Source organism: Variovorax sp. PAMC28562 (assembly GCF_014303735.1).
In the GTDB taxonomy this organism is placed as follows: Bacteria; Pseudomonadota; Gammaproteobacteria; order Burkholderiales; family Burkholderiaceae_C; genus Variovorax.
Window position 1 is genome coordinate 2,011,995 of the sequence record NZ_CP060296.1, and the last position, 24,281, is coordinate 2,036,275.

Consider the following 24,281-nt stretch of genomic DNA (forward strand, 5'->3'; position numbering starts at 1 on the left):
CAGCGGCACTTATCCGGCAGCGATCCGCATCGCAAGGTGCGCCAAGGCCTCTTCGACCTGGTCCACCAAAATCAACGACAAATCGCCCGGCTGCAAACGCGCCAGCGCCGTGTCGATGGCGATGAACTCGCCGCGGATCTCGTCGATGAGTTGCGTCCGCGATGCGCCCTGCAGACCTTGCCGCAGCAGTGCCATGACTTCGCCATCGGCCCGTCCACGCTGCGCTGCGTCCTGGTACAGGATCACTTCATCGAACGCTTGCCCGAGGATGGCGGTCTGGTCGCGGATGTCGCTGTCGCGCCGGTCGCCGGCACCGCTGATGACCACTGAGCGCTTGTTGGCCGGCATGGTGTCGACGGCGGACACCAGTGCGCGCATGGCGTCGGTGTTGTGGCCGTAGTCGGCGATGACGGTGGCACCGCGATAGTCCATCACGTTGAAGCGCCCGGGCACGCCGGCTGCGTCGTTCATGAAGCTCGCAACGCCGCTGCGGATGGTGCCCCAGTCGAGGCCGACGGCCCAGCCTGCGGCCACTGCCGCCATCACGTTGTCGACCTGAAAGCTGATCGTGCCGCCACGGGTGATCGGCACGTCGCGCAGTGGAATGCGCTCGCGCCACGAACCTTCAGCGGCGATCAGGGTGTCCTGGTCGACGTAGACGGTCCGCTTGCCTTGCGCGCGGTGCGTTGCCATCACCGGGTGCTGCCGGTCGGCGGCAAAGAAGATCACGCTGCCGGGGCAGCCTGCGGCCATGGCGGCGACGTTCGGGTCGGCGGCATTGAGCACCGCATACCCGTCGTAAGCCACGTTGCGGACGATCACGCGCTTGAGCACGGCGAGGTCTTCGACCGTGGTGATGTAGTTGAGGCCCAGGTGATCCCCGCTGCCGATGTTGGTCACCACTGCGACCTGGCAGCGGTCGAAGCCGAGGCCTTCTCGCAGCACGCCACCGCGCGCGACCTCGAACACAGCCGCATCGACCTCGGGGTGCATCAGCACGTTGCGCGCGCTTTTCGGGCCGCTGCAATCGCCGCTGTCGATCTGCCGGCCATCGACCCACACGCCGTCGGTGTTGGTCATGCCGGTGCGCAGTCCGCTCGATGCGAGCAGATGGTTGATGAGGCGCGCCGTCGTCGTCTTGCCGTTGGTGCCGGTGACTGCGACCACCGGGATGCGGCCGGTGTCGCCGGGTGCATAGAGGGTGTCCATGATGGCCTCGCCGACCGCGCGGCCGCGGCCGAACGAGGGGGAGATGTGCATGCGCAGGCCGGGCGCGGCGTTGACTTCGACGACGCCGCCGTGTTGTTCTTCGAGCGGCCGCAGCACGCTCTCGCAGACCATGTCGACGCCGCAGATGTCGAGGCCGACCATTTGCGCCGCATCGACCGCGCGCGCTGCGATTTCGGGGTGCACGGTGTCGGTCACGTCGGTGGCGGTGCCGCCCGTGGAGAGATTCGCGTTGTTACGGAGCACGACCCGCTGACCTCGTTTCGGCACGCTTTCGGGCGTCAGGCCCTGCGATTCGAGACGCCCGATGGCGATGCCGTCGAGCTGGATCTTGGTGAGCGAGGTCGAATGGCCTTCGCCACGGCGCGGGTCGAGGTTGACGGTGTCGACCAGCTGCCGCACGGTGCAGGTGCCGTCGCCGATCACCTGCGGCGGATCGCGTCGCGCCGCGGCGATGAGCTTGTCGCCGACGACCAGCAGGCGGAAGTCGAAGCCGGGCAAGAACTTCTCGACCATGACCTCGCCGTAGACAGCGGCCGAGTCGTAGGCGGCTGTGAGTTGCTCGCGCGTGGTGATGTTGACCGTCACGCCCTTGCCCTGGTTGCCGTCTTGCGGCTTTACCACCACCGGCAGGCCGATGTCCATCGATGCGGCCCAGCCGTCGTCGGCGCTCGTCACCGGCCGACCCAGCGGCACGGGCACGCCAGCGGCGTTGAGCAATTGCTTGGTGAGTTCCTTGTCTTGCGCAATCGACTCGGCCACGCCGCTCGTGCTGTCGATCTCTGCCGCCTGGATGCGTCGCTGCTTGGCGCCCCAGCCGAACTGCACCAGACTGCCGCGCGTGAGGCGTCGATACGGAATGCCGCGCGCGACGGCTGCATCGACGATCGAGCCGGTGCTCGGGCCGAGGCGTTCGGATTCGTCTTCTTCGCGCAATTCAGCGATGGCCGCATCTGCGTCGAAGGTGGTGTCGTGCAACGCCGCATTGATAAGTTGCTCGGCCAGTTGAATGGCGCGTCGGCCTACCGACTCTTCGCCGTACTGCACCGTCACTTGATAAATGCCCGCTTCCGCCGTCGGCTGGGTGTGGCCGAAGTTGACCGCACAGCCGGCTTGCGCCTGCAGTGCCAACGCGGCGTTTTCAAGCACGTGTGCAAGGGCCAGCGGCTGGCCAAGCACGATCGGATGCAGCTCGCCGATGGTCGGAAACAGCGAGCGAAGGCGCGCGTCGAAACCGGAGAGCCGTTCCACGGCGTTCTCGTCGCCGGTGCACGAAACGATCGCCTCGATGGCGGTGTGTCGGCTCCAGAGGTTGGGGCCGCGCAGGGCGCGAATGCGTGTGACTTCCATGCCGGCTCTTCAGGAAAATTGTTGAAAGGACGACGAGGCGTGCAGTGCCGAAGGAGACGGCGCCGTCTGAGAAAGTTGCAGCGATGCGAGCGCCGCCTGCAGGTCGGCTTCGAAGGCCTCGACACCGGCACCGATCAGGTTCAGTGGTATGCCGAGCGCCCAGCCGGCCGCGACCGCCGCCAGCAAGCTGTCGATGCTCACACCCGCATGGGTCGCGCTCCAGATCGTGAGGCGCCCGAGGCCCGGCAAGAACGATTCACTGCTGCCGTTGGCCAGCACCACGCGGTCTTGCCGTACCAGAACGGCTTTGCCGCCGCTGGCCTGGTGCGTCGTCAGTGTCGCTGCGTGCGCGTCGGTCGAATACAGAATGACCACGCCATCGCACAACGGCGCTAGCCCGGCAACGCGGTCATCGGCGGCGTTCAGCACGGCGGTGCCTTCGGGCAGCACCACGTCGACTTGGGTGCGCAGCACCTTCACCAGCTGGTCGCTCTCCGTGATGTCGAACTCGGCGAGCGCGGCAGCGCCTTCCAGATCGGTCACGATGCCGACTTCGCAGCGGTCGTAGGCCAAGCCGTCGCGCAGGATGGTCTCGGCACCGTTCTCGATGACGACGGCCTGCACCGCACGGTTGACCAGCAGGCGATGGCCTGCGCCCCAATTGGCGCTGTTGCGCGCATCGACGCGGCGGCGTTCCAGAAAGAGGCCGTCGCGGCAAGCGAGCCCGGTGTACCGGCCGCCGAGGCCGATGAGCCATGCCACCAAGCGCGCCAGCACAGCGGTGTCCTGCGAGCCGGCGATGCCCACGATTGGAATCCGGCCTGAGGCTTCATCCGGGAAGAGGTGATCGCAAATCGCACGGCCGACCGGCCGTGGCGAACCGACCGCAGGCTTCAGGTGCATCAGCAAGCCCGGGCCGGCATTCACTTCGACAATGGCGCCGCCTTGCGCTGCCAGCGGCCGGCCGATGTCTTGCGCCACCAGGTCGATGCCGGCGATGTCGAGCCCGACGACGCGGGCCGCGAGCACGGCTGCGTGAGCGACTTCAGGGTGGACCTGATCGGTGCAGTCGACACCGAGGTTGCCGTTGCGCTGGATGGTGACCACGCGGCCGGCCTCGGGCACCGAGGTGCCGTCGAGCTTCTGGCGTTGCAGCTCGAGCTGCAGCTTGGCGTCGGTCGGCAGGTCGATCAGGTCGAGTGGAAATTCTTCTTCGGCGCCGCGGCGAGGGTCGCTGTTGAGTTGCTTTTCAATGAGGTCGGCGACAGCGGTGTTGCCGTCGCCCGTCACGGTGATGATCTCGCCACGGGCCGCTGCCACGACCTGGCCGCCGACCACCAGCAGGCGGTGTTCGCTGCCACGGATGAAGCGCTCGACCATCACGTCGCTGCCCTCGGGCTCGGCGACGGCGTAAGCGCCCATGACTTCTTCGCGCGTGTTGAGTTCGAGCGAGACGCCGCGGCCGTGGTTGGCGTCGGACGGCTTGACGACCACCGGCAGGCCCATGCTCTCGGCAACGTCCCAGGCTTCTTCGGCACTGTCGACCACTTCGCCTTCAGGCACCGGCACGCCGCAGCTCGCGAGAAGCGACTTGGTGAGTTCCTTGTCGCTGGCAATCGATTCGCCGATGGCGCTGGTGTAGTCGGTCTCGGCAGTCCAGATGCGGCGCTGGCTGGCGCCGTAGCCGAGCTGTACCAGGTTGCCGCTGTTCAGGCGCATGTGCGGAATGCCGCGGTCGGTGGCGGCGCCGACGATGCACGCGGTGCTCGGGCCGAGGTAGCAGTCTTCGACCTGGCCCTTGACCACGTCGACCGCTCGCTGCACGTCGGCCGTACCGAAAGGATCGTCGTTGATCGCGCTCATCAGCAGGCGATGGCCTTCTGCCAAGGCGGCACGCGCAACTTGCTCGTCGCGTGCCCGGAACACCATGCGGTACACGCCGTGCTCGGAAGTGCTGCGGGTCTGGCCGAACCCGGTCGGCATGCCGGCGAGGTTGAGCAGTTCGATGACGACGTGTTCGAGCACATGGCCCGACCACGTGCCTTCGTTGAGCCGGGAAATAAATCCGCCGCGCTCACCGACGCCGCAATGGTGCTCGATGAGTGCCGGCAGCAGGGTCGTCAGCCGCCCGGTGAAGCCGTCGATGGTGTTCGACGGAAAATCTTCCAGCCGGCCGAGATCGAGCCAAACTTCCAGCACCGGCCGATAAGTCCAGATGTTGGGGCCGCGCAAATAGTTGATGCGCAGGAGTCGGATGTCGTCGAAACGGGTCATGGGAACGTTCGATGTGCTTTTCTAAATGATTTGGCAGGGCACCGCGGCGCGCTCAGGCGTGCTCATGGCGATCGGTCAAAATCGGCGCCCACCGCGCGCCACGGCGGGTCCCCCGGGGCTCGGCGGGCCTGCAGCAGGCGAGAGTCAAATAAACACAATGCAACATCACGATCCAGTGGGTACCCGGCAGAGAGAATTAGAGGCGGTCTCAGACGCGCTGAAAAGCCGACTCACCTCCGCGGAAAACGTTCTGGCGACGCTCGCGGTTGACCTCGACAACGAACTTCGGTTTTCGTCCGGGCTCGTCGCGCTGACAGATCATCGCCTGCTGGCGCGAGACGCCGCCGGCGCGTGGCGCGAGTGGCCACTTTCGGAACCCGGAATCGCGCTGCATCTGATCGACCATGCGGGCATTGGCACGCTCGAGTTGCAGGGTGCGCAGGGCCAGCTGGCACGCTGGCATTACACGCTCGAGCAGCAGGCTTCGGCGCTCAGGCTGTTGAAGCTTTTCGGGCAGCGGATGGCTGTTGCTGTTGACCCGAATGCAGGCGCTGCTGCAATCGCCGGGCTGGCCGACGCCGATGAACTTCCCGAGGCAGTCGAGGCGCAGGCGCCGCCGTCGACATGGGTGCTGCTGCGGCTGGGCCGCTTCGCCAAGCCCTATCGCAAACAATTGATCACCGGCTTCCTGCTCACGCTGGCGTCGACCGCTGCCACGCTGGTGCCACCCTATCTGACCATCCCGTTGATGGACGACATCCTGATTCCGTTCCAGAACGGGCAGCAGATAGCCATCGCAAAGGTTGTGCTTTTTCTTGGGGCACTCTTGCTTTCGGCATTGGCTGGATGGGCGTTGGGCTGGGCGCGCACCTACCTGCTGGCACTCGTGTCGGAGCGCATCGGCGCCGACTTGCGCACGACGACGTACGAGCATCTGCTGACATTGCCGCTCGACTACTTCGGTGGCAAACGCACTGGCGACCTGATGTCGCGCATCGGCTCCGAGACCGACCGCATCAATGTTTTTCTTTCGTTGCACGCGCTCGACTTCGTGACCGACGTGCTGATGATCGCGATGACCGCGGTGATCCTGTTTTCGATCAATCCGTTGCTGGCGCTCGTCACGCTGGTACCGCTGCCCTTCATCGCCTGGATGATCCATGTGGTGCGCGATCGCCTGCGCACCGGCTTCGAGAAAATCGACCGCGTGTGGAGCGAAGTGACCAACGTGCTGGCCGACACCATTCCGGGCATTCGCGTGGTCAAGGCCTTCGCGCAGGAAAAGCGCGAGGCCGATCGCTTCCATGCCGCCAATGCGTACAACCTGCAAGTGAACGACAAGCTGAACAAGACGTGGTCGCTGTTCACGCCCAGCGTGTCGCTGCTCACCGAGATCGGCCTGCTCGTGGTCTGGGGCTTCGGTATCTGGCAGGTGGCGCGCGGGCGCATCACGGTCGGTGTGCTGACCGCCTTCATCGCCTATATCGGCCGCTTCTACACGCGGCTCGATTCGATGAGCCGCATCGTCTCGGTCACGCAAAAAGCGGCGGCCGGTGCCAAGCGCATCTTCGACATCCTCGACCATGTGAGCAACGTGCCGGAGCCGGCGAACCCGGTCAAGGTGCAGCGCATTACCGGACGTATCGAGATGAAGGACGTGGGCTTTCGATACGGCTCGCGTGTGGTCATTCGCAACCTCGACCTGGTGATCGAGCCCGGCGAAATGATCGGCCTCGTCGGCCACAGCGGCTCGGGCAAGAGCACGCTGGTCAACCTGATCTGCCGCTTCTACGACGTGACCGATGGCGCCATCCTGGTCGACGGCACCGACATCCGGCGCTTCGCAGTCACCGACTACCGGAGACATGTCGGGCTGGTGCTGCAGGAGCCGTTTCTGTTTTTCGGCACCATCGCGCAGAACATCGCCTACGGCAAGCCCGACGCCACGCGTGAAGAGGTCGTGGCTGCCGCACGCGCGGCCCACGCGCACGACTTCATCCTGCGGCTCGCGCACGGCTACGACTCGCTGGTCGGCGAGCGCGGGCAAGGCCTGTCGGGCGGTGAGCGACAGCGCATCAGCATCGCCCGCGCGCTCTTGATCGACCCGCGTATCCTGATCCTCGACGAGGCCACATCGGCGGTCGACACCGAGACGGAGAAAGAGATTCAGCGGGCACTGGACAACCTGGTGAAAGGACGTACGACCATCGCCATCGCGCATCGGTTGTCTACGTTGCGCAAGGCCGACCGGCTGGTCGTGATGGACCGCGGCGAGGTCGTCGAGGTCGGGCCGCACGACGCGTTGATGGAAAAGCAGGGCGCCTATTGGCGGCTCTACCAGGCGCAATTGCGGCAGGCGGACGAAGAGGCGAGCGATGGCGCGGTGAGCGAGCGCGCTGCGGTGCAATTGGCGCTCGGCACGCACGCGGCACATCCGGCGGGGCTGCAATGAACACGACGACAACGCGAATGAAGATGGACATCGAACGCGACACCTTTGGGCGACTCGTGCTGATCGACGCTGACGGCGTGCGCCACATCGGCATCGTGCCGGTACGCGCCTTTCCGCTCAGTGCGCCGGACGCCGGCGTGTCCCTGGTGGGTAGCGACGGCAAGGAAGTGCTGTGGCTCGACCGGCTCGATGATGTGCCTCCAGAGGCGCTCGCTTTGCTGGCGCAAGACTTGGCGGTGCGCGACTTCGCGCCGACGCTGCAGCAACTGCATGCGGTGTCGAGCTTCGGTGTGCCGAGCACATGGACCGTCAGCACCGACCGCGGCAAGACCAGTTTCGTGCTGAAAGCCGAAGAAGACATTCGCCGGCTCGACGGCGGCGCATTGCTGATCGCCAGCGCGCATGGCGTGCAGTTCCGCATTCCCGATGCGAAGGCGCTGGACCGTGCTTCGCGCAAGTTGCTCGAGCGCTTTCTTTAGTTCGCTGTAGTCAAAGACCAGATCAATCTGCGGAGTAAAACCGCGCCGATCGACACCGGCCCAAATGGATACTAGTTGTAATGTAAGTCTTTTGTTGTAACATCACGCCAACACAAAGCACTCAAATGCAATCCGGATAGAGCGGGGCGCAGTAGGCAGTTCGTTAGCGAAACATCGTTTCGCGCTGCCTTGCTTTCAACCCGGAGGTTTCGATGTTCAGCTTCTCCGCCACGCCTCGTTCGCGCGGATCGTACAAAGGGTCATAGGCGTGAATCTCAGCACTTTCGCCATTATTTTTGCGGGTGTGCTGCTGAATTCGGCAGCCCAGCTGATGCTCAAGGCAGGCGCCCGCGCGATCGGTTCAGTGTCCATGGCAAGTATCGGATCGATAGTCGATGCCGCGTGGAGCGCTGCCTTGCAGCCTTGGATACTGGTAGGTCTGACCTGCTATTTCATCAGTGCCGGACTGTGGGTCGTTGCATTGACGCGAGTCGATGTCACAGTCGCATACCCCATGCTCTCGATGGGATACGTCATCGCAGCGGTCCTCGCATGGCATTTTTTCGGTGAGGCATTAACTACGCAACGCTTGCTCGGGATCGCAATCATCCTGGTCGGCGTGGTTGTTCTCGGCCGGGGTTGAGATGGCATCGAGCATCACTCTCGCGGTCTCGCCCCAGCCGCTCTACGTCGATCTCGACGGTACATTGATCGCCACCGATCTGCTGCACGAATCATTGCTGCAGTTGGTGCGCTCAGCACCGGGTTCGTTGCTCAGCCTCCCATGGTGGCTCGTGCACGGGAAATCCGCTTTCAAGCGAAAAGTCGCACTGCACGTTGACATCGATGTCGTCACGCTGCCATATCGCCCCGCTGTTCTGGAATTGATTCGTAACGCACGTGTGGCCGGACGCCGGGTGGTGCTCGCCACTGCCAGCGACGCCGAATTCGCGCGCAAGGTCGCAGACCATTTGGGTCTGTTCGATGCCGTTCTGGCTTCGGACGGCCTTATCAACATGCGCGGCGCGGCCAAGCTGAAGGCCATTCAAGATGATGCCGAAGGTGAGCCGTTCTGCTACGCAGGTGACAGCACCGCGGATCTGGACGTGTGGAGTGGTGCCGCCGCCGCGGTTGTCGTAAGCCGCTCGCGTTCTTTGGTACAGCATGCCGCCCGGTTGACAAAGGTCGATGCAGTCATCGAACCTCCGGCTACCTCCTTGCGGCGCTACCTCTATGGAATGCGGCTGCATCAATGGCTTAAAAACGTGCTGGTGTTTTTGCCGCTGATGCCAGTGCTGCACGCCCTCAGCAGCGCGCTGCTGCTCAACGGCGTCTTTGCCTTTTTTGCTTTTGGGCTGGCTGCATCTGCGGTCTATATCGTCAATGATTTGCTCGATTTACAGTCTGATCGACTGCACCATCGCAAACGGTCACGACCGTTTGCGGCCGGCGAGATCTCGGTGCTCCGCGGCCTTGCGCTGGCGACTGGGCTTGCCTTGGCGTCGCTTGCGTTTTCGTTGCTCTTTCTCCCGAAAGTTTTTCTGTGGGTGCTGCTCTTCTATGTCGCACTGACCACCGCTTATTCCCTGTTTTTGAAGCGTCGTGCGGTGGTCGATGTCTTTTCGCTGGCCGGCCTCTACACAGTCCGGGTCGCGGCGGGAACTGCGGCAACCGGGCAGCCACTGTCGTTCTGGATTTTGTCGTTCTCGCTTTTCATATTCCTGAGTCTTGCATTGGCCAAGCGCTACGTCGAACTGACGACCGGATCGCCGGATGCACTGGAGCGAATGACGCGTGATCGCGGCTATCAACCTGGCGACGTTACTTTCGTGCTCAGCGCAGGCGTCGCGGCAGGGCAAATGTCGGCGCTGTTGCTCAGCTTGTATTTGCAGGACTCGCAGATGTCGGAGAGATACGTCAATCCTGTTTACCTATGGGCATTGATTCCGGTTTTCTTGTTCTGGGTCATGCGCATCTGGCTTAAGGCGATTCGTGGCGCGCTGCACGACGACCCGGTGGTTTTTGCCGCGCGTGACTGGGTCAGCCGACTTGCCGTCGGCATGGCTGCAGTTGTCCTATACCTAGCCGGTTGAGCTTCAAACACAATTTCCTTTCGCAAAGATTTGAATAAGCAATGAACAATATCAATACGGCGTACAGGCGCAGTTCTGCAACGGGCAGGGAAAGCGTGCTGATCGTGCTGGCAGTCGTACTTTTGTTGACGATGCTTCATTTGCACTACCCGTTCAACGAAGACCAGGCGCTTTTCATGTACGCGGCGCGCGAGATGGCCGATGGCGCACAGATGTACCGCGAGTTCTGGGATATGAAGCAGCCTGGGATCTATTGGTGGTACCTGGCGGTCGGATCGATCTTCAGCTTCGATGCAGTCGGCCTGCGCTGGATGGATGTTCTCTGGTCTCTCTGTGTTGCCGGCGTTCTGTGGGCGGCTGTGCGACAGCGAGGCGCACTCGCAGCCGTCCTTGCGCCGTGCTTCGGTTTCGCGAGTTTCTACGGTCGGGCTTCCATCAACCAGTTTTCACAGGTCGAATGGATTGTGGGCGGCCCCATCGCGATCGTGCTGTGGTGCGTCGGTGGCGAGTCGAAGCCAGGCAAAGAACGCGCGACGGCAGGGCGCTACGCGATTGCCGGCGCGATGCTTGCAATCGTTGCGTTGTTCAAAACCATGCTGGTTATTCTGCCCATGGCCGTGATCGTGACGGCAATCGCCCACGCCAGGTGGAAAGACAGGATTGATGGAGGTAGTTTGATCAGGTGGCGAGTGGCACCGATGGTCGCGGGTTGCTTCCTTACGTTGTTGCCGGTGGTGATCTGGATGCAACTCAATGGCACCTTGACCGAGGCGCTCTGGACGGCATTCGTGTATCCCGGGATCGCAGTGCGAGAGTACGAGCACAACACCGTACTCAGGCTCCTGGGTTCGACGCGCTGGTTCCTTATCGGCACGGTTGCGTTGGTTCCCTGGGCCGCATGGGCTGCCTTCAACGGGTTGCGGCATCGGTCGCGCCTGGAGTTGCTCTGTACCGCGTGGTGTGCAGGGGCGATGATCGTCATCCCCTTGCAGGTGCTTTCATTCTGGGACTATCACTTCGACCTGCTTTTCCTGCCACTCGGCGTACTCGCAGCACTGGGCTTTGTCGATGCACTGTACCGTCTTGGTTCCACGAAGAACCTGCACTATCGACAAGCCGCCATTGCGCTGATGATCATCAGCGCACTGATTAATTTCGGATGGCCATTGGGCCGAAAAGTAGTGAAGGTGTTTGCTGCGATGCCCTTTACTGCGGCCAGTCAGAGCGCGTTGGACAATTCGCTCGATGCTCGGTTGTCAGAGTACAAAGAGTCCGTGGAGGCTGTGAGAGGCATTGCCGGCGAGCAGGACCGTATCGTTGTCTGGGGTGATGCGAGGATGCATTTCATGCTGCAACGTCGACCGGTGATTGAAATCAATGGCTCAACGTTTTATCTTGCTCGCCAGTTGGAACAGGTAGTCAGCGAGATTCGGGAGAAAAAGCCGAAGCTCATTTATCTGAGCAAAGAGAGAGACCGTATGACCTATCACGGGGGCGGCATATTACCGATAACGATCAAGGAGATGTACGAGCCGGCATACGACAACCGTTTTGGTACATGGTATCGACTCCGAAGTAGCGCCATTGTCAAAACAACTTCCTGAAGCAGACTAGTCGAAAGCCTGCACTGAGCCGGGTATGTCGAAACGGCACAACCTGCGTGACTGCGAAAATCAGGCCAGCCGGCCACGAGGCGTGGCGCGCAGTCGACGTGCCATGCACGGCGCCGATCGCCCACCATACCTTTCACGAACATGCCGCTCCACACCACCGCACTCGTCCTCTTTTCCGGCGGCCAGGACTCGACGACTTGCCTCGCCGACGCGCTTTCGAAGTACCAACGGGTCGAGACACTCGGTTTCGACTACGGCCAGCGCCACCGCATCGAGCTCGACATGCGCGGCAGTATTCTGGCGAAACTGCGCGAGTGCTTTCCGCGCTGGGCATCGCGGCTCGGCGAAGACCATTTGCTGACGATCGACGCGCTGGCTCAGCTCGGAGGCTCGTCGCTCACCGAAGAGGTCGCTTTCGCGATGCAGGCCGACGGCTTGCCAAACACGTTCGTGCCCGGCCGCAACCTGCTGTTCCTCACGCTCGCCGGTGCGCTGGCCTACCGGCGCGGACTCCAAGTGATCGTCACCGGAGTTTGCGAAACCGACTTTTCCGGCTACCCCGATTGCCGCGACGACACCATGAAGGCGATGCAACTGGCCCTGTCGCTCGGCCTGGAGCGGCGCCTGGTCATCGAGACGCCGTTGATGTGGATCAACAAGGCCGAGACTTGGCAAATGGCCGAGCGTCTCGGCGGCTTGCCGCTGGTCGAACTCATCGTCGAAGAGACGCACACCTGCTACCTCGGCGACCGCACGCACCGGCACGCCTGGGGTTATGGCTGCGGCACCTGCCCGGCGTGCGTGCTTCGAAAGAACGGGTGGGAGCGCTACGTCGTCCGTGACTGAGCAGTCGACGAGCTCACGCGGCAGCGCCGGCTGGGCTTCCCGCATCGGTGCTCAATCGGTAGCGCGCTTTGCCTTCCGATCCAGTGCCCTCAGCTTCCGGCACCAGCGTCCAGCGCTGCTTGTGGTGATCGCCTACGGAAGGTCGATGAGCGATCGACACCATGGCGCCACCCGCTGCCTGCACCGTGGCCGCTAGCCGCTTGTACAACACGGCCTCTGCCTCGGCATCGAGCGCGCTCGTGGCCTCATCGGCGAACAGCCATGCCGGTTTCTTGAGCAGCACGCGCGCGATGGCGAGGCGTTGTTGCTCGCCGCCGGAGAGCTTCTGGCTCCAGGCGTCGCTGTCGTCCAGCCGCTTTGCGAGCTCGGGCAGCAGCGCGTCATTCAACGCCTGGCGCAATGCGTCGTCGTCGTAGTCGGAGGCGGGGTTCGGGTAGGTCAGCGCATCGCGCAAACTGCCATCCGGCACATACGGCCGCTGCGGAATGAACATCGTGTTGGTTGGCACGTGCACGGTGCCGACGGCAAAAGGCCAGATGCCGGCGAAGGCGCGGAACAGCGTCGACTTTCCGCTGCCCGACGGGCCCTGCAGCAGCACGCTTTCGCCGGGCTGCACGGTCAACGCGGTGTGGTGCAACAGCTTGGTGCCGTCGGGCAATGCCAGGTCGAGGTTGTCGGTGTGCAGGCGCGAGCCGGGCTGGCGCGCGACCGCTGCCTGCGTTTCTGCGTGCGCGCGCATGGCGTCGTCGAAGGTGGAGAGCCGGTCGGCGGTGGCGCGCCAAACTGCGACCCGATCGTAGTTGTCGACAAACCATGAGAGCGAATCCTGCACCGTGCTGAAGGTCCGTGAAATCTGCATCAGCTCGCCGAACTGGATCGCACCACTGAAGAAGCGGGGCGCCGCCAGAAAGAACGGAAACACCACGGACAACTGGCCGAACGATGCGGTGAACGCCACCAGGTTCTTCTGTTGCTTGATGAGCGAGAGGTAGTTGCGCAGCACACTGGAGAAGCGCGTGTCGAGCTGGCCGTGCTCGACCTTTTCACCGCGATCGAGCGCGATCGCTTCGCTGTTCTCGCGCACCCGGATCAGGTGATGCCGGAAGTCGGCTTCGAAGCGCTGCTGACGGAAGTTGAGGCCGATGAGCGGCCGCCCGATGTAATGCGTGATGGTCGTGCCGACGGCGCAGTAGATCACCGCGACCCAGACCATGTAACCCGGCACCGAGAAGCTTTGCCCGCCCAGCGTGAACGCCAGCGGACCCGACAGGCCCCACAGAATGCCGATGAAGGTGACCAGCGTCACGACCGAGTTCAGGATGCCCATCGACAGCGTCACCGTGTAGTCGGTGAAGAGCTGCATGTCTTCCTGGATACGCTGGTCTGGGTTGTCGGGGTTGGCAGTTTGCGCGCCATCGACCGTGTTCCGAGCCGAATATCGCGCGAGCTCGAGCCGGTAGAAGGTGTGGTTGGCGAGCCAGCGCGTCATGTAGCTGCGCGTCATCCAAGCGCGCCACCGCACCTGCAGGAGTTGAGTCAAATAGAACTTGAGGACAGCGACCAGGATGCCGGCCATCGCGATGTAGGTGAAGCGCAGCAGCTGCGTCCAGAACACCGGCTGGTTCTTGGCCTGCAGCGCGTCGTAGAACACGCGGCTCCAGTCGTTGATGAGCACCGTCACGTAGACAGTGCCGAGGTTCAGCGCGACGACACCGATCAACAGGCCCCAGGCCTTCCACTTTTCTTCGGAGCGAAAGTAAGGCGCCGACAGCCGCCCTATGCGCCGCAGCGTCTGCAGGAAAGACCGAGAAGGCTCCGCGAGCGACGTTGCGGGAAGAGTGGAAGAAGCAGAAGACATCGAACCGCCATCATCGTGAAGCGCGTCGGTACGCGCGGTGCGGGCATCCTAGCGCCGTGCCTCGCGCCAAAGTTAAGCGGCGCTGAAGCGCAGTGCTTCAGTCGGGCTTGTCTTCGGCCTTCGGCTTTGGCAGAACGGGCGTCGAGCCCGGCGCCAGCAAGCCGGTGCGCGTGTAAGTCATCAGCTTGTCGCGCGTGTCGATGATGTCGAGGTTGCGCATGGTCAACTGACCGATGCGGTCGCGCGGCGAGAAAGCGCCCTCTACCTTTTCCATGCTCAGGCGCTCGGGCTTGTAGGTGAGGTTCGGCGAATCGGTGTTCAGCAGCGAGTAGTCGTTGCCGCGGCGCAGTTCCAGTGTCACTTCACCGGTGATCGCGCTGGCAATCCAGCGCTGCGCCGTCTCGCGCAGCATGATCGCCTGCGGGTCGAACCAGCGGCCCTGGTAGAGCAGGCGGCCGAGTTTCAGGCCGTTCATGCGGTACTGCTCGATGGTGTCCTCGTTGTGGATGCCCGTCACCAGTCGCTCGTAGGCGATGAAGAGCAAGGCCAGGCCGGGTGCCTCGTAGATGCCGCGGCTCTTGGCTTCGATGATGCGGTTTTCGATCTGGTCGCTCATGCCCAAACCGTGGCGGCCGCCGATGCGATTCGCTTCGAGCAGCAACGACACCGGGTCGGCGTAGCTCACGCCGTTGAGCGCCACCGGCATGCCTTCTTCGAAGCGCACCGTGACCTCCTCGGTCTTGACCTCGACGGTCTCTTTCCAGAAGGCCACGCCCATGATCGGATTGACGATCTTCATGCCGCTCGACAAGTGCTCCAGGTCTTTGGCCTCGTGCGTCGCACCCAGCATGTTGGAGTCGGTCGAGTAGGCCTTTTCGGCCGACATCTTGTAGCCGAAACCGTGCTGCGTCATGAAGGCCGACATCTCGGCACGGCCGCCCAGCTCGTCGATGAACAACTGGTCGAGCCACGGCTTGTAGATCTTGAGCGACGGATTGGTGAGCAGACCGTAGCGGTAGAAACGCTCGATGTCGTTGCCCTTGTAGGTGCTGCCATCGCCCCAGATGTTGACGTCGTCTTCCTTCATGGCCGCGACCAGCATCGTGCCGGTGACTGCACGGCCGATGGGCGTCGTGTTGAAGTAGGTGACGCCGGCGGTCGAAATGTGGAAGGCACCGGCCTGCAGCGCGGCGATGCCTTCGTTGACCAGCTGCGTGCGGCAGTCGACGAGCCGGGCCTGGATCGCGCCGTACTCCATCGCCTTGCGCGGGATCTCTTCGTAGTCCGGCTCGTCGGGTTGGCCCAGGTTGGCCGTGTACGCATAGGGGAGGGCACCCTTTTGCTTCATCCAGAGCAAGGCGGCACTGGTGTCGAGGCCGCCGGAAAAGGCGATGCCGACTTTTTGGCCGGCGGGGATGTCTTGGAGGATGGTGGACATGGGCAACGTGGGGCAGAAGGTGGGCTCAGGGTGCCGTAGCACGCGGAAAGAGGAAAACCGAACGCGTTATTTTCGGCGGTTTTTCAGTGCGGATTGCTGATGCCGCTCGACACGTGGCCAGACGGCACATGGCGTGCCGCCGCGTCGACGTGGCCGGTCTGGTCGTCGAAGAAGAAATCGGGTTCGAACTCGCGCAGGAACTCGCCCTTGGGCAGGCCACCGAGGAACATCGCTTCGTCGACGCGGATGTTCCATTTCATGAGCGTACGAATGGCGCGCTCGTGGGCCGGCGCGCTGCGCGCCGTCACCAGCGCAGTGCGAATGCGCATGTCGACATTTCCGGCGTGTTGCAAGCGATGCAGCGCGGCCAGCAATGGTTTGAACGGGCCTTCGGGCAAGGGCAGCTCGGCCTTGCTGGATTCGTGCGCCTGGAACGCATCGAGCCCCTGGCTCTGGAACACGCGCTCGGCCTCGTCGCTGAACAGCACCGCGTCGCCGTCGAAAGCGATGCGCACTTCGTCCGGGTAGGCGTCGCTCGCCTTGACCGATTCGACCAACACGCGCGCCGCCGGGAAGCCGGCGTTCAGCGCTTCGCGCACGTCCTGTGCATTCACCGACAAAAACAGATGCGCGCGCAAAGGTCGCAGGTAGCCGAAGGGCGGCCGGCCCTGAGTGAACACGCCGCGCTGCAGCTTGATGTCGGCGGCCACGCTCGACTTGAAGATGCGCATGCCCGACACCGGATCGTTGCGCGACAGGATCACGACTTCGACGCGCTGCACGCCGTCGTCGTTGAAGCGCAGAAGCTTGCGCACCAGCGAGTACGCGATGCCGGGTTGGGCCGGCACGTCGAGCCGCTCGAACTGCAGCTTCATGTAGCCCTCGGGATCGCCCGAATCGAACAGCCGGTTTTCTTCTTCGAGATTGAAGAGTGCGCGGGAAGAAATGGCGACGACGAGCTTGTCGTCCAGGGTGACGGCCATGGGTTGTCGCTTGCTACTTGACGAACTGGTTGAGCTGAATGATCGGCATCAGCACCGCCAGCACGATGAGCATGACGACGCCGCCCATCGCGACGATCAGCAGTGGCTCCAGGATGGTCGCCAGATGCATCGCGCGCCGTTGGACCTCGGCGCCGAGCTGGTTGGCGGCGCGCTGCAGCATCAGCGGCAGCGTGCCGGTTTGCTCGCCGAGCCGCGCGAACATCGAGACGATGCCGGGAAAGCGTTTCTTTTGCGCCAGCGCCGAAGCCAGCGGCGCGCCTTCGCGCACCAGCACCAGGGCATCGAGCGCATCGGCGCGCATGGCGGTGTTGCTCAGCGTTTCGGAAGCGGCCTGCAGCGCTTTCAGGATCGGCACGCCGGCCGTCGTGAGCATGGCCAGCGTGCTGGCAAAGCGCGCCGCGTTGTACTGACGCGCGAGCTTGCCGACCAATGGAAGGTTGAGCCACGCGGCATCGAACTTTTCGCGGAAGGCCGCGCGGGCTAAAGCGAGCCGTGCGCTGAACACGATGAAGGCGATCGCCACCAGCATGGCCCAGCCATAGTTCCGAACGAACGCGCTCAGGCCCAGCATCGCGACGGTCAAAAACGGCAACGCGCGCTTGGTTCCGGCGAACACATTGGCGACTTGCGGCACCACGTAGCTGACCAGAAAGATCACGATCGCAATCGCTACCAGCGTGACGATGGCCGGGTACAGCGCCGCGCCGACCAGCTTTTGCCGCAACGCCATGCTTTGTTCAAGGTCGTCGGCAAGTCGCTCCAGCACCATGCCCAGGTTGCCGCTCTGCTCGCCGGCGCTGATCACCGCGGTGTAGATCGGCGAGAACTCGTGAGGATGCTGCGACAGGGCGCGTCCGAAGGGCGAGCCGCCGTTGACTTCGGCCCGCAGCGAGGCCAGCAGATTGCGCTGTCGTTCGCTTTCGGCCTCGTCAGTCAGCGCGGTGAGGGCGCGTTCCAGCGGCAGGCCGGAAGAGATCAATCCTGCAAGTTGCCGCGTCCAGATGGCCAGGGCGGTGGAATTGAAGATGCGCCCGCCTGCCAGTGCGCGGCGCCAGCCGCTGGACGATGGTGCATCGGCCCCGCCACTGCCGACGGAGGTGACGGTCAGCGGGATGAGCGATTGCGCGCGGAGCAGGCCGCGGGCGCTGCGGGCGGTGTCGGCCTCGAGCACGCCTTTGCGGGCTAGGCCTTGTTGGTCTATGGCTTCGAAGGAATAGGCAGGCATGAGCGGATAGGTGGCGAGGGTTCGCTGGTTCGCATTGTCAGTGTTTGCAGGCGGCACGGGTCGTACCCGGCGAGACGCCTCAGTCTCGCGTCACCCGCAACAGTTCTGCCCGCGACGTCACCCCGGCCTGCACCAGTCGCTCCCCGTCCTCGCGCATCGACCGCAAGCCGCCGCGCTCGGCAGCGACGAAGAGCTGGCTCTCGGACGCGCGGCTGTGAATCAGCGACTGCACTGTTTCGTCGGCGACCAGCAGTTCGAAGATACCGGTGCGGCCCTGGTAGCCGGTTTGGCCGCAAGCTTCGCAGCCGGCGCCGGTGCACACGGTGCAGACCTTTCGCACCAGTCGTTGCGCCAGCACGCCGAGCAACGACGAGCTGAGCAGGAACGGTTCGACGCCCATGTCGGTCAGCCGCGTCACCGCACTCACCGAATCGTTGGTGTGCAAAGTCGCCAGCACCAGGTGTCCTGTGAGCGACGCCTGGATCGCGATCTGCGCAGTCTCGAAATCGCGAATCTCGCCGATCATGATCACGTCGGGGTCTTGCCGGAGGATCGCGCGCAAGGCCTTGGCAAAAGTCAGTTCGATCTTGGCGTTGACCTGCGTTTGCCCGATGCCTGTCAGCTCGTACTCGATGGGGTCTTCGACCGTCATGATGTTGCTGCGGCCGGCGTCGAGTCGGCCGAGTGCGGCGTACAGCGTCGTGGTCTTGCCTGAGCCGGTCGGTCCCGTCACCAGGATGATCCCGTGCGGCTGGCCGATGAGCTGCTCGAAGCGCGCCAGCGTGCCGCCCTGCATGCCGACAGCCTCTAGCGTGAGCTTGCTTTCGGTCTTGTCTAGCAGCCGCAGCACAGCGCGTTCGCCGTGCGCCGAGGGCAGCGTCGACACGCGCACGTCGACTGCACGGGTGCCGATGCGCAGGCTGATGCGGCCATCTTGAGGCAGGCGCTTTTCGGCGATGTCGAGGTCCGCCATGATCTTCAGCCGCGATATCAGCGCCGCATGCAGCGCGCGATTGGGCTGCACCACTTCGCGCAGCGTGCCGTCGATGCGAAAGCGGACCGACGAGGTGCGCTCGTACGGCTCGATGTGGATGTCGCTGGCGCCGTCGCGCGCGGCCTGCGTCAACAGCGCGTTAAGCATGCGAATGATGGGCGCGTCGCCCGCGCTTTCAAGCAAGTCTTCGACCGCCGGGAGCTCCTGCATCATTCTCGACAGGTCGGCGTCGCCCTGCACTTCGCTCACGACTGCGGCGGCGTTCGATTCGCCTTGCGCATAGGCAGCGCTGATGCGTTGCGCCAGCTGGCCGGCCGGGAGGGCTTCGAAGGTCTTGATGGCGTACTTGCGCATCACCTCGCCGACAGCACTGCGCGGTGGCGCCTGCGGCATCCACAAGGTGTAAGCGCCGTCGTCGGCCTCTTCGAGCAGCAGTTGCTGGCCGCGAGCGAACGCGTAGGGCAGGGGGTAGCGCATCAGGAGGCCAATTTATCTCAGGGCAATTCGCGTGTGCTCGTCGGATCCGCGGTCGGCGGCAGGGCACCGCGCAAGGGGCTGGGTGCAACCGGCTTGAAGCTCTCGTTCACCAGCGGTGGAGGTATCAGGCGGGTGCCTTCTATGCGGGTGTTGCCCAGCTTCGACGGTGGCAGTTCGGGCAGCAAAGGTGCCTCGCTCACACCGCGCAGCGCGAGGTTGCTTTCCGGCTGGATCGCGATCTGTTGCGCACGGATCGCGTCGTAGCGGTCGTAGGCAAAGGCTTCGCTGGCAGCGCCGTCGCGAATCACGACCGGTCGCAGAAAGATCATCAGGTTGGTCTTGTTGCGCGAGCGGGTTTCGCTCTTGAACAGGTTGCCGATGATCGGAATGTCGCCGGCCAGCGGCACTTTTTCGTTCGAGCGCGAGTAGTCGTCCTGCAGCAGGCCGCCCAACATGACGATGCTGCCGTCTTCGACCAGCACGTTGGATTCGATCGAACGCTTGTTGGTGGTCGGGCCATTGATGTCGGTGCGAGTGGCCGGATCGACGTTCGACACTTCCTGAAAGATCGCCAGCTTGACGGTGCCGTTCTCGTTGATCTGCGGCCGCACGCGCAATGTCAGGCCGACGTCCTTGCGCTCGACCGTGGTGAACGGGTTGATCGTCGAAGTGTTGCCGTTGGTGCTCGCGTATTGACCCGTCACGAAAGGTACGTTTTGGCCGATCACGATCTTGGCTTCCTCGTTGTCGAGTGTCAGCAGGTTGGGCGTGGACAGCGTGTTGCCTTCGCCGTTGCTTTCAAGAAAGCGCGCCAGAAAGCCGAGCACGTACTTTCCATTGATCTTGTGGCCGATGCCGAAGTTGATGCCGGTAGAAGGCCGCGTTGCCGCGTTCTTGGTGGCGATGCCTACGGCCAGGTCGATGATGTTTTGACCGCCCAGGCTCGAGTTGGTGCCGAGCACCCCGACGTTTTCTCCGCTGCCGCCCAGCGCGCTCTGCCATTGCACGCCAAACTCCGCCGCCTTGGTGGCGCTCACTTCGATGATCAGGCTTTCGATCATGACCTGTGCGCGGCGACTGTCGAGCTTGTCGACGACCGCACGAATCTGTCGGTATTGCGGCTCTGCCGCTGTGATGATCAGCGAATTGGTCGACGGATCGGCCTGGATCTGGCCGCCGGTCGACGGCTGGTTGGTGTTGTTGAGCGGCGTGTTGGCGGCCGACGTGCCGGCCTGGGTGGGCTGCACCTGCGACACCGGTTGAATGCCCGTCGCGTTGGGAAACGACGCACCCGCAGCACTGCCGCCGCGCGCTTCGGTCGACAGCGCAGCCCGCAGCGTGGCGGCCAACTTCACCGCGTCTGAGTTCTTGAGGTAGATGACGTAGATGTTGCCAGCTGCACCGTTGCCGCTGTCGATGGGCGCGCGGTCGAGCTTGTCGACCAGCGTGCGAACAAGCTGCGCGCGCGCCGGATTCGCGGCCCGCACGATGATGGCATTGCTGCGCGGTTCGGCCAGCAGCGTGGTGCGAAACGACGCGTCGACCGTGCCGGGCGCCGTACCTTGCGAGCCGGTGCCTTCGAGCAGTCGCGTGACCAGGGGCACCAGGTCGGTGGCGACCGAATGCTTGAGCGGAATGATGTCGACATCACCGGCGTTCGGCACGTCGAGTGCGGCCACGATGCGCGCCAGGCGGCGCATGTTCTCGGCATAGTCGGTAATGACCAGCGAGTTGTTGCCTGGGTTCACATTGATCGTGTTGTTGGGCGCGATGAGCGGGCGCAGCACCGGCAGCAGGTTGGCCGCCGACTCGTAGTTGAGCTTGAAGACCTGCGTGACGATCTGGTTGCCAGAGAGCGTCGAGGTGGCGCTGGTCGACGTTGTCACCGCGCTGCTTTGCAGTTTGGCGTCGGCTTCGGGAACGATCTTGTAGAGGCCGTCGGCCTGCACGATCGCAAAGCCCTGCAGTCGCAGTGCGGCAGCGAACTGGTTGAAGGCGGCGGCCGGCGAGATCGGCCGATCGGTTTGCAGATTGATGGTGCCCTTGACGCGCGGGTCGACCACCACGTCGCGGCCGGTGACGACGGCCAGCGTGCGCGCTACCGATTCGATTTCGGCGTTGTTGAAGTTGAGCGTGATCGGCTCGCCGCGGCGCGGGCCCGCGACGTCTTGCGCGAACGCTGATGGAATGCAAGCCGCTATCAAAATCTGTGCCGCGAGTGCGACCAGACCGATGCGAACGCCATGCGAAGACAAGTGCTTCATGGTCAACCCAAAGTGATGAGCGAACGCGCGCCGCTGCGCCGTCCGATGATGTTCAAAAGATTCGAAAGCGCGTCTTCGCGGCCGGCGGCGGCACTGGCCTCGCCGTCGAAGCGAAACGCCTTGCCGTTCCAGCGGCCGCTGCCGCTCAATTGCAGACTGCCTTCACGCGTGGTGAGCAGCAACGTCGGTGCCGGACCGCCGTCGAGCAGCAACTGGTAGCTGCCCATCGGCCGCAGTGTCGAGAGGCTGGATGAAATGTCGGTGGCCGCCAGCGTGGCGCGGCCAGCCATCGCGAGTCGAGGGCCGTCCCAGCGCATCGACCAGGCGCGGGTTGTCAGGTCGAGCACGCCTTCGGGCTTGAGCGTGTTCCAGGGCGCGCCGAAGCCGCTCAGAAGCGCCGCGGGCCAGCGCGACTGGCCGTCTTGCCAGTCGACCTGCACGCCGTTGGCATGCGGCGCGGCAGTGAAGCGCAACGACTGCGCGGCGCAACAAGGAATGTCGAGCGCACCGGCGATGGCGTTCCAGCGCGGCCGCAGCGTCCACGCCAGCGTGCCTGGCAGCGAGATCGACTCCGCCCCGCCGCCACCGCTGGAAAACACCACGCCGGCCGTGCCGTTCCACACCGTGCCGCGTGGGTTGACCAACTCGAGGTGCCCGTTGCTCCACTGCGCCAGGCTGGCGGCCAGCCAGCGGGCCGGTGCGAACAGCGCGAGGGCCATCGCAATGCCCAGCACCGAACCCAGAAGCGCCCAGCGCCATCCGATGACGGAGGTCTCTGGCGCGAGGATGGAGCGGGGGCGGGTGGCCATGGTGTTGGACGATGCGATCAAAGACGCAATCAGCGTGCCGGAAGGCTCATGACCAGGGTGCCGTCCCAGCGGACTCTGGCTGCTTCTGCAGCCGCGGCTGCAGAAGCAGCAGCGTTGGGCGATCCGGTCTGGCCGAAAGCTCCCGGCGTGGCGCCACCGCCGCCGGGTGCGCGTGTCAGATGCGCTTCTCGCGGCACGGCGCGTGCGTTGCTGCGAGCCTGGCCAAACCATTGCGCCAGACCTTCGGCGGGCGCAGCGCGGACCTGCACGGTAACGCCTTCGTTGGCACCGGCAGTCTGCAGTTGTGCGTTGGCACCGAGGCTTTGGCGGACCGAAGTTTCGAGCGCACGCAACGCGTCGTCCCGGTTGGAACGGGGCTGCGACTGGAGCGCTCGCGCTTGCGTTTGCAAGGTCGTCATTTGCTGCAGTTGAGCGTCGAGCTGTGCGTGTTCCGCGGGCGCAGAGGCTAGCGTTCGCAGTGCCGGCGCCAGCGCCACCCACCAAAGCAGCGCCAGCGCGACGACCGTCGCCGCGATGATCACCAGCCGTTGCTCGCGCGGCGGAAGGTCTGGCCACCAGGCTTGCCAGCGTTCGTTGAGGGAATCGAACCACGTCATCGGGCCGCCTCCGCTTGCACCAGCAGCAAGTCGCCTTCGAGCCGGGCGCTGTAGCCTCGTGCCGAGAGCGTGGTCGCCAAGCCGTTTTCGTCGCTCGGCTGCAAGCCCAGGCCGCGCAGCCGGAGTTGTCCGGCGCTGTAGTCGATCGCCGTGGGCACGCGACCCGGCGGCAGGCTGGCTGCCAGTGCTCCGAGCATTGGTTCGAGGTCGGCGCCGGCCACACCGCCGGTTGCCTGCTGCAGTGCGGAGACTTCGCGCGCCATTTGCAGCGGCGCATCGACCACCAGTTGCACCGAGGGAAAGGTTTGAGTCAGCACCGTGCGTACCGCGCTGCGCTTGGCATCCAGCGCGCTGCGTTCTTTCCAGGCCCAGGCATTGAGGCCGAAGAGCTGCGCCATCACAAGCACTACGGCGCCCCATCGGGCAGCTCGCCAGCGCGGTGCACGCAGAAGCGCCTGCGTGATCGATGCGAGCTTTTTGCTGGCGCGCGCGCGGCCGGTCGAGGCGAGGTCGAACTGGGCCAAGTCCCACGGCGAGTTGCTGGCCTGCATCCAGCGCTCGGCGGGCTTGACGATCGGCACGCGGCGATTGAAAAGGCCATCGGCCAACTCCGCGACGCCGGGTTCGGCCAGCAACGCGGCGCTCTCCGGCAAGGGCCCGATCAACGCGAGGCTGGCGCTGTCGAGCGGCAGCACCGACACCCCAGCCGTATCGCAGACGGTGAGTTGCGCCGCGCCGGGTTCGCCGGTTGCAACCAGCATGGCTGCTGCGCCGACCGGCTGCGGGGTGAATTCAGGAATGATGCGGGCGATGCGCCGGTTGGCGGCTTCTAGCGCCTGCACCCAGCTGCGCAGCCAGATGCGGTTGCAGGCGGCGACCCAGACCGAGCCGCCCGCGCGCGCGCCGGGCTCCAGCGCGAAGTGGAGAAGCTCGGGCTCGTCGAGCAGCCGGTCTTCGAGCAGGCCGTTGAGCACCGAGCGCAGCCGTACAGCGCCACTCAGGCTGCCCGGTGGCAGGGTGAGCTGGTGCCACGACAACATCGAGGCCGGCACGCACAGCGTCACTTCATCGCTGGACGGCAGCAGCGCGGGGAGTGCGCTGCCCTGCGCACGCAGCCGCCGCCCGTCATTCGACCACGCCGCCCACGCCAGTTCAGCGCTGGCCGCGGCGGGTGACAGGGGAGCAACAACCAGTAACTGAGGCATGAATCGGCGTTTGAATCAGGGCGTCTATTGTAGGAGTCGACTGATGGATATCGCTA

At 64.2% G+C, this 24,281-nt stretch carries 17 protein-coding genes; 6 read left to right on the plus strand and 11 right to left on the minus strand.

Annotated elements, in window-relative coordinates; genetic code table 11:
- Positions 1 to 9 precede the first annotated feature (9 nt).
- Together cphA (H7F36_RS09520) and cphA (H7F36_RS09525) are read right to left on the minus strand one after the other, a co-directional pair.
- Entirely contained in the window at positions 10 to 2,577 is a 2,568-nt protein-coding gene (gene cphA, locus H7F36_RS09520; RefSeq protein ID WP_187054434.1) for a cyanophycin synthetase, read from the minus strand.
- A gap of 9 nt (positions 2,578 to 2,586) precedes the next feature.
- Complete coding sequence (cphA, locus tag H7F36_RS09525; RefSeq protein WP_187054435.1) at positions 2,587 to 4,851, minus strand: cyanophycin synthetase; 2,265 nt, start codon at positions 4,849 to 4,851, stop codon at positions 2,587 to 2,589.
- Positions 4,852 to 5,008: 157 nt separating this feature from the next.
- On the opposite strand from cphA (H7F36_RS09525), the gene H7F36_RS09530 reads away from it, so the two are divergent.
- The 6 genes from H7F36_RS09530 to queC all read left to right on the plus strand — a co-directional run bounded on the left by H7F36_RS09530 (position 5,009) and on the right by queC (position 12,334).
- Positions 5,009 to 7,303, plus strand: a complete 2,295-nt coding sequence (locus H7F36_RS09530) for an ABC transporter ATP-binding protein (RefSeq protein WP_187054436.1) — start codon at positions 5,009 to 5,011, stop codon at positions 7,301 to 7,303.
- Positions 7,300 to 7,782: a DUF1854 domain-containing protein gene (locus H7F36_RS09535; protein WP_187054437.1), complete on the plus strand. Its 483-nt coding sequence runs from the start codon at positions 7,300 to 7,302 to the stop codon at positions 7,780 to 7,782. Before H7F36_RS09530 ends, H7F36_RS09535 begins: the two co-directional genes overlap by 4 nt.
- A gap of 268 nt (positions 7,783 to 8,050) precedes the next feature.
- On the plus strand, positions 8,051 to 8,425 hold the full coding sequence (locus tag H7F36_RS09540) for an EamA family transporter (protein ID WP_187054438.1): 375 nt from the start codon (positions 8,051 to 8,053) through the stop codon (positions 8,423 to 8,425).
- 1 nt (position 8,426) lies between these two features.
- Positions 8,427 to 9,875 carry a UbiA family prenyltransferase gene (locus H7F36_RS09545; RefSeq protein WP_187054439.1) on the plus strand — a complete coding sequence of 483 codons (1,449 nt, stop codon included), beginning with the start codon at positions 8,427 to 8,429 and terminating at the stop codon, positions 9,873 to 9,875.
- 41 nt (positions 9,876 to 9,916) lie between these two features.
- Positions 9,917 to 11,479, plus strand: coding sequence for a hypothetical protein (locus H7F36_RS09550; protein WP_187054440.1), 1,563 nt, complete (start codon positions 9,917 to 9,919; stop codon positions 11,477 to 11,479).
- Positions 11,480 to 11,629: 150 nt separating this feature from the next.
- Complete coding sequence (queC, locus tag H7F36_RS09555; RefSeq protein WP_187054441.1) at positions 11,630 to 12,334, plus strand: 7-cyano-7-deazaguanine synthase QueC; 705 nt, start codon at positions 11,630 to 11,632, stop codon at positions 12,332 to 12,334.
- A gap of 13 nt (positions 12,335 to 12,347) precedes the next feature.
- On the opposite strand, the gene H7F36_RS09560 is transcribed toward queC, so the two are convergent.
- The 9 genes from H7F36_RS09560 to gspL form a co-directional block, all read right to left on the minus strand.
- Entirely contained in the window at positions 12,348 to 14,192 is a 1,845-nt protein-coding gene (locus H7F36_RS09560; RefSeq protein WP_187054442.1) for an ABC transporter ATP-binding protein/permease, read from the minus strand.
- Between the two features lie 97 nt (positions 14,193 to 14,289).
- Positions 14,290 to 15,630 carry an argininosuccinate synthase gene (gene argG, locus H7F36_RS09565; protein ID WP_187054443.1) on the minus strand — a complete coding sequence of 447 codons (1,341 nt, stop codon included), beginning with the start codon at positions 15,628 to 15,630 and terminating at the stop codon, positions 14,290 to 14,292.
- A gap of 83 nt (positions 15,631 to 15,713) precedes the next feature.
- On the minus strand, positions 15,714 to 16,613 hold the full coding sequence (locus H7F36_RS09570) for a 5'-nucleotidase (RefSeq protein WP_187054444.1): 900 nt from the start codon (positions 16,611 to 16,613) through the stop codon (positions 15,714 to 15,716).
- A gap of 13 nt (positions 16,614 to 16,626) precedes the next feature.
- The gene (gene gspF / locus H7F36_RS09575; protein WP_187054445.1) at positions 16,627 to 17,859 is read right to left on the minus strand and encodes a type II secretion system inner membrane protein GspF; all 1,233 of its coding nucleotides are present in this window, start codon (positions 17,857 to 17,859) and stop codon (positions 16,627 to 16,629) included.
- Positions 17,860 to 17,938: 79 nt separating this feature from the next.
- A complete protein-coding gene (locus tag H7F36_RS09580; RefSeq protein ID WP_187054446.1) occupies positions 17,939 to 19,330 on the minus strand; it encodes a GspE/PulE family protein in 1,392 nt (463 codons plus the stop codon).
- Between the two features lie 17 nt (positions 19,331 to 19,347).
- Positions 19,348 to 21,594 carry a type II secretion system secretin GspD gene (gspD, locus tag H7F36_RS09585; protein WP_187054447.1) on the minus strand — a complete coding sequence of 749 codons (2,247 nt, stop codon included), beginning with the start codon at positions 21,592 to 21,594 and terminating at the stop codon, positions 19,348 to 19,350.
- A gap of 2 nt (positions 21,595 to 21,596) precedes the next feature.
- A complete protein-coding gene (gene gspN / locus H7F36_RS09590; RefSeq protein ID WP_187054448.1) occupies positions 21,597 to 22,403 on the minus strand; it encodes a type II secretion system protein N in 807 nt (268 codons plus the stop codon).
- Between the two features lie 29 nt (positions 22,404 to 22,432).
- Positions 22,433 to 23,020 (minus strand): type II secretion system protein GspM, encoded by a 588-nt coding sequence (gspM, locus tag H7F36_RS09595; protein WP_187054449.1) that lies wholly within the window; start codon positions 23,018 to 23,020, stop codon positions 22,433 to 22,435.
- Positions 23,017 to 24,225 carry a type II secretion system protein GspL gene (gene gspL / locus H7F36_RS09600; RefSeq protein ID WP_187054450.1) on the minus strand — a complete coding sequence of 403 codons (1,209 nt, stop codon included), beginning with the start codon at positions 24,223 to 24,225 and terminating at the stop codon, positions 23,017 to 23,019. The genes gspM and gspL overlap by 4 nt, the downstream gene beginning before the upstream one ends.
- Between the last annotated feature and the right edge of the window lie 56 nt (positions 24,226 to 24,281).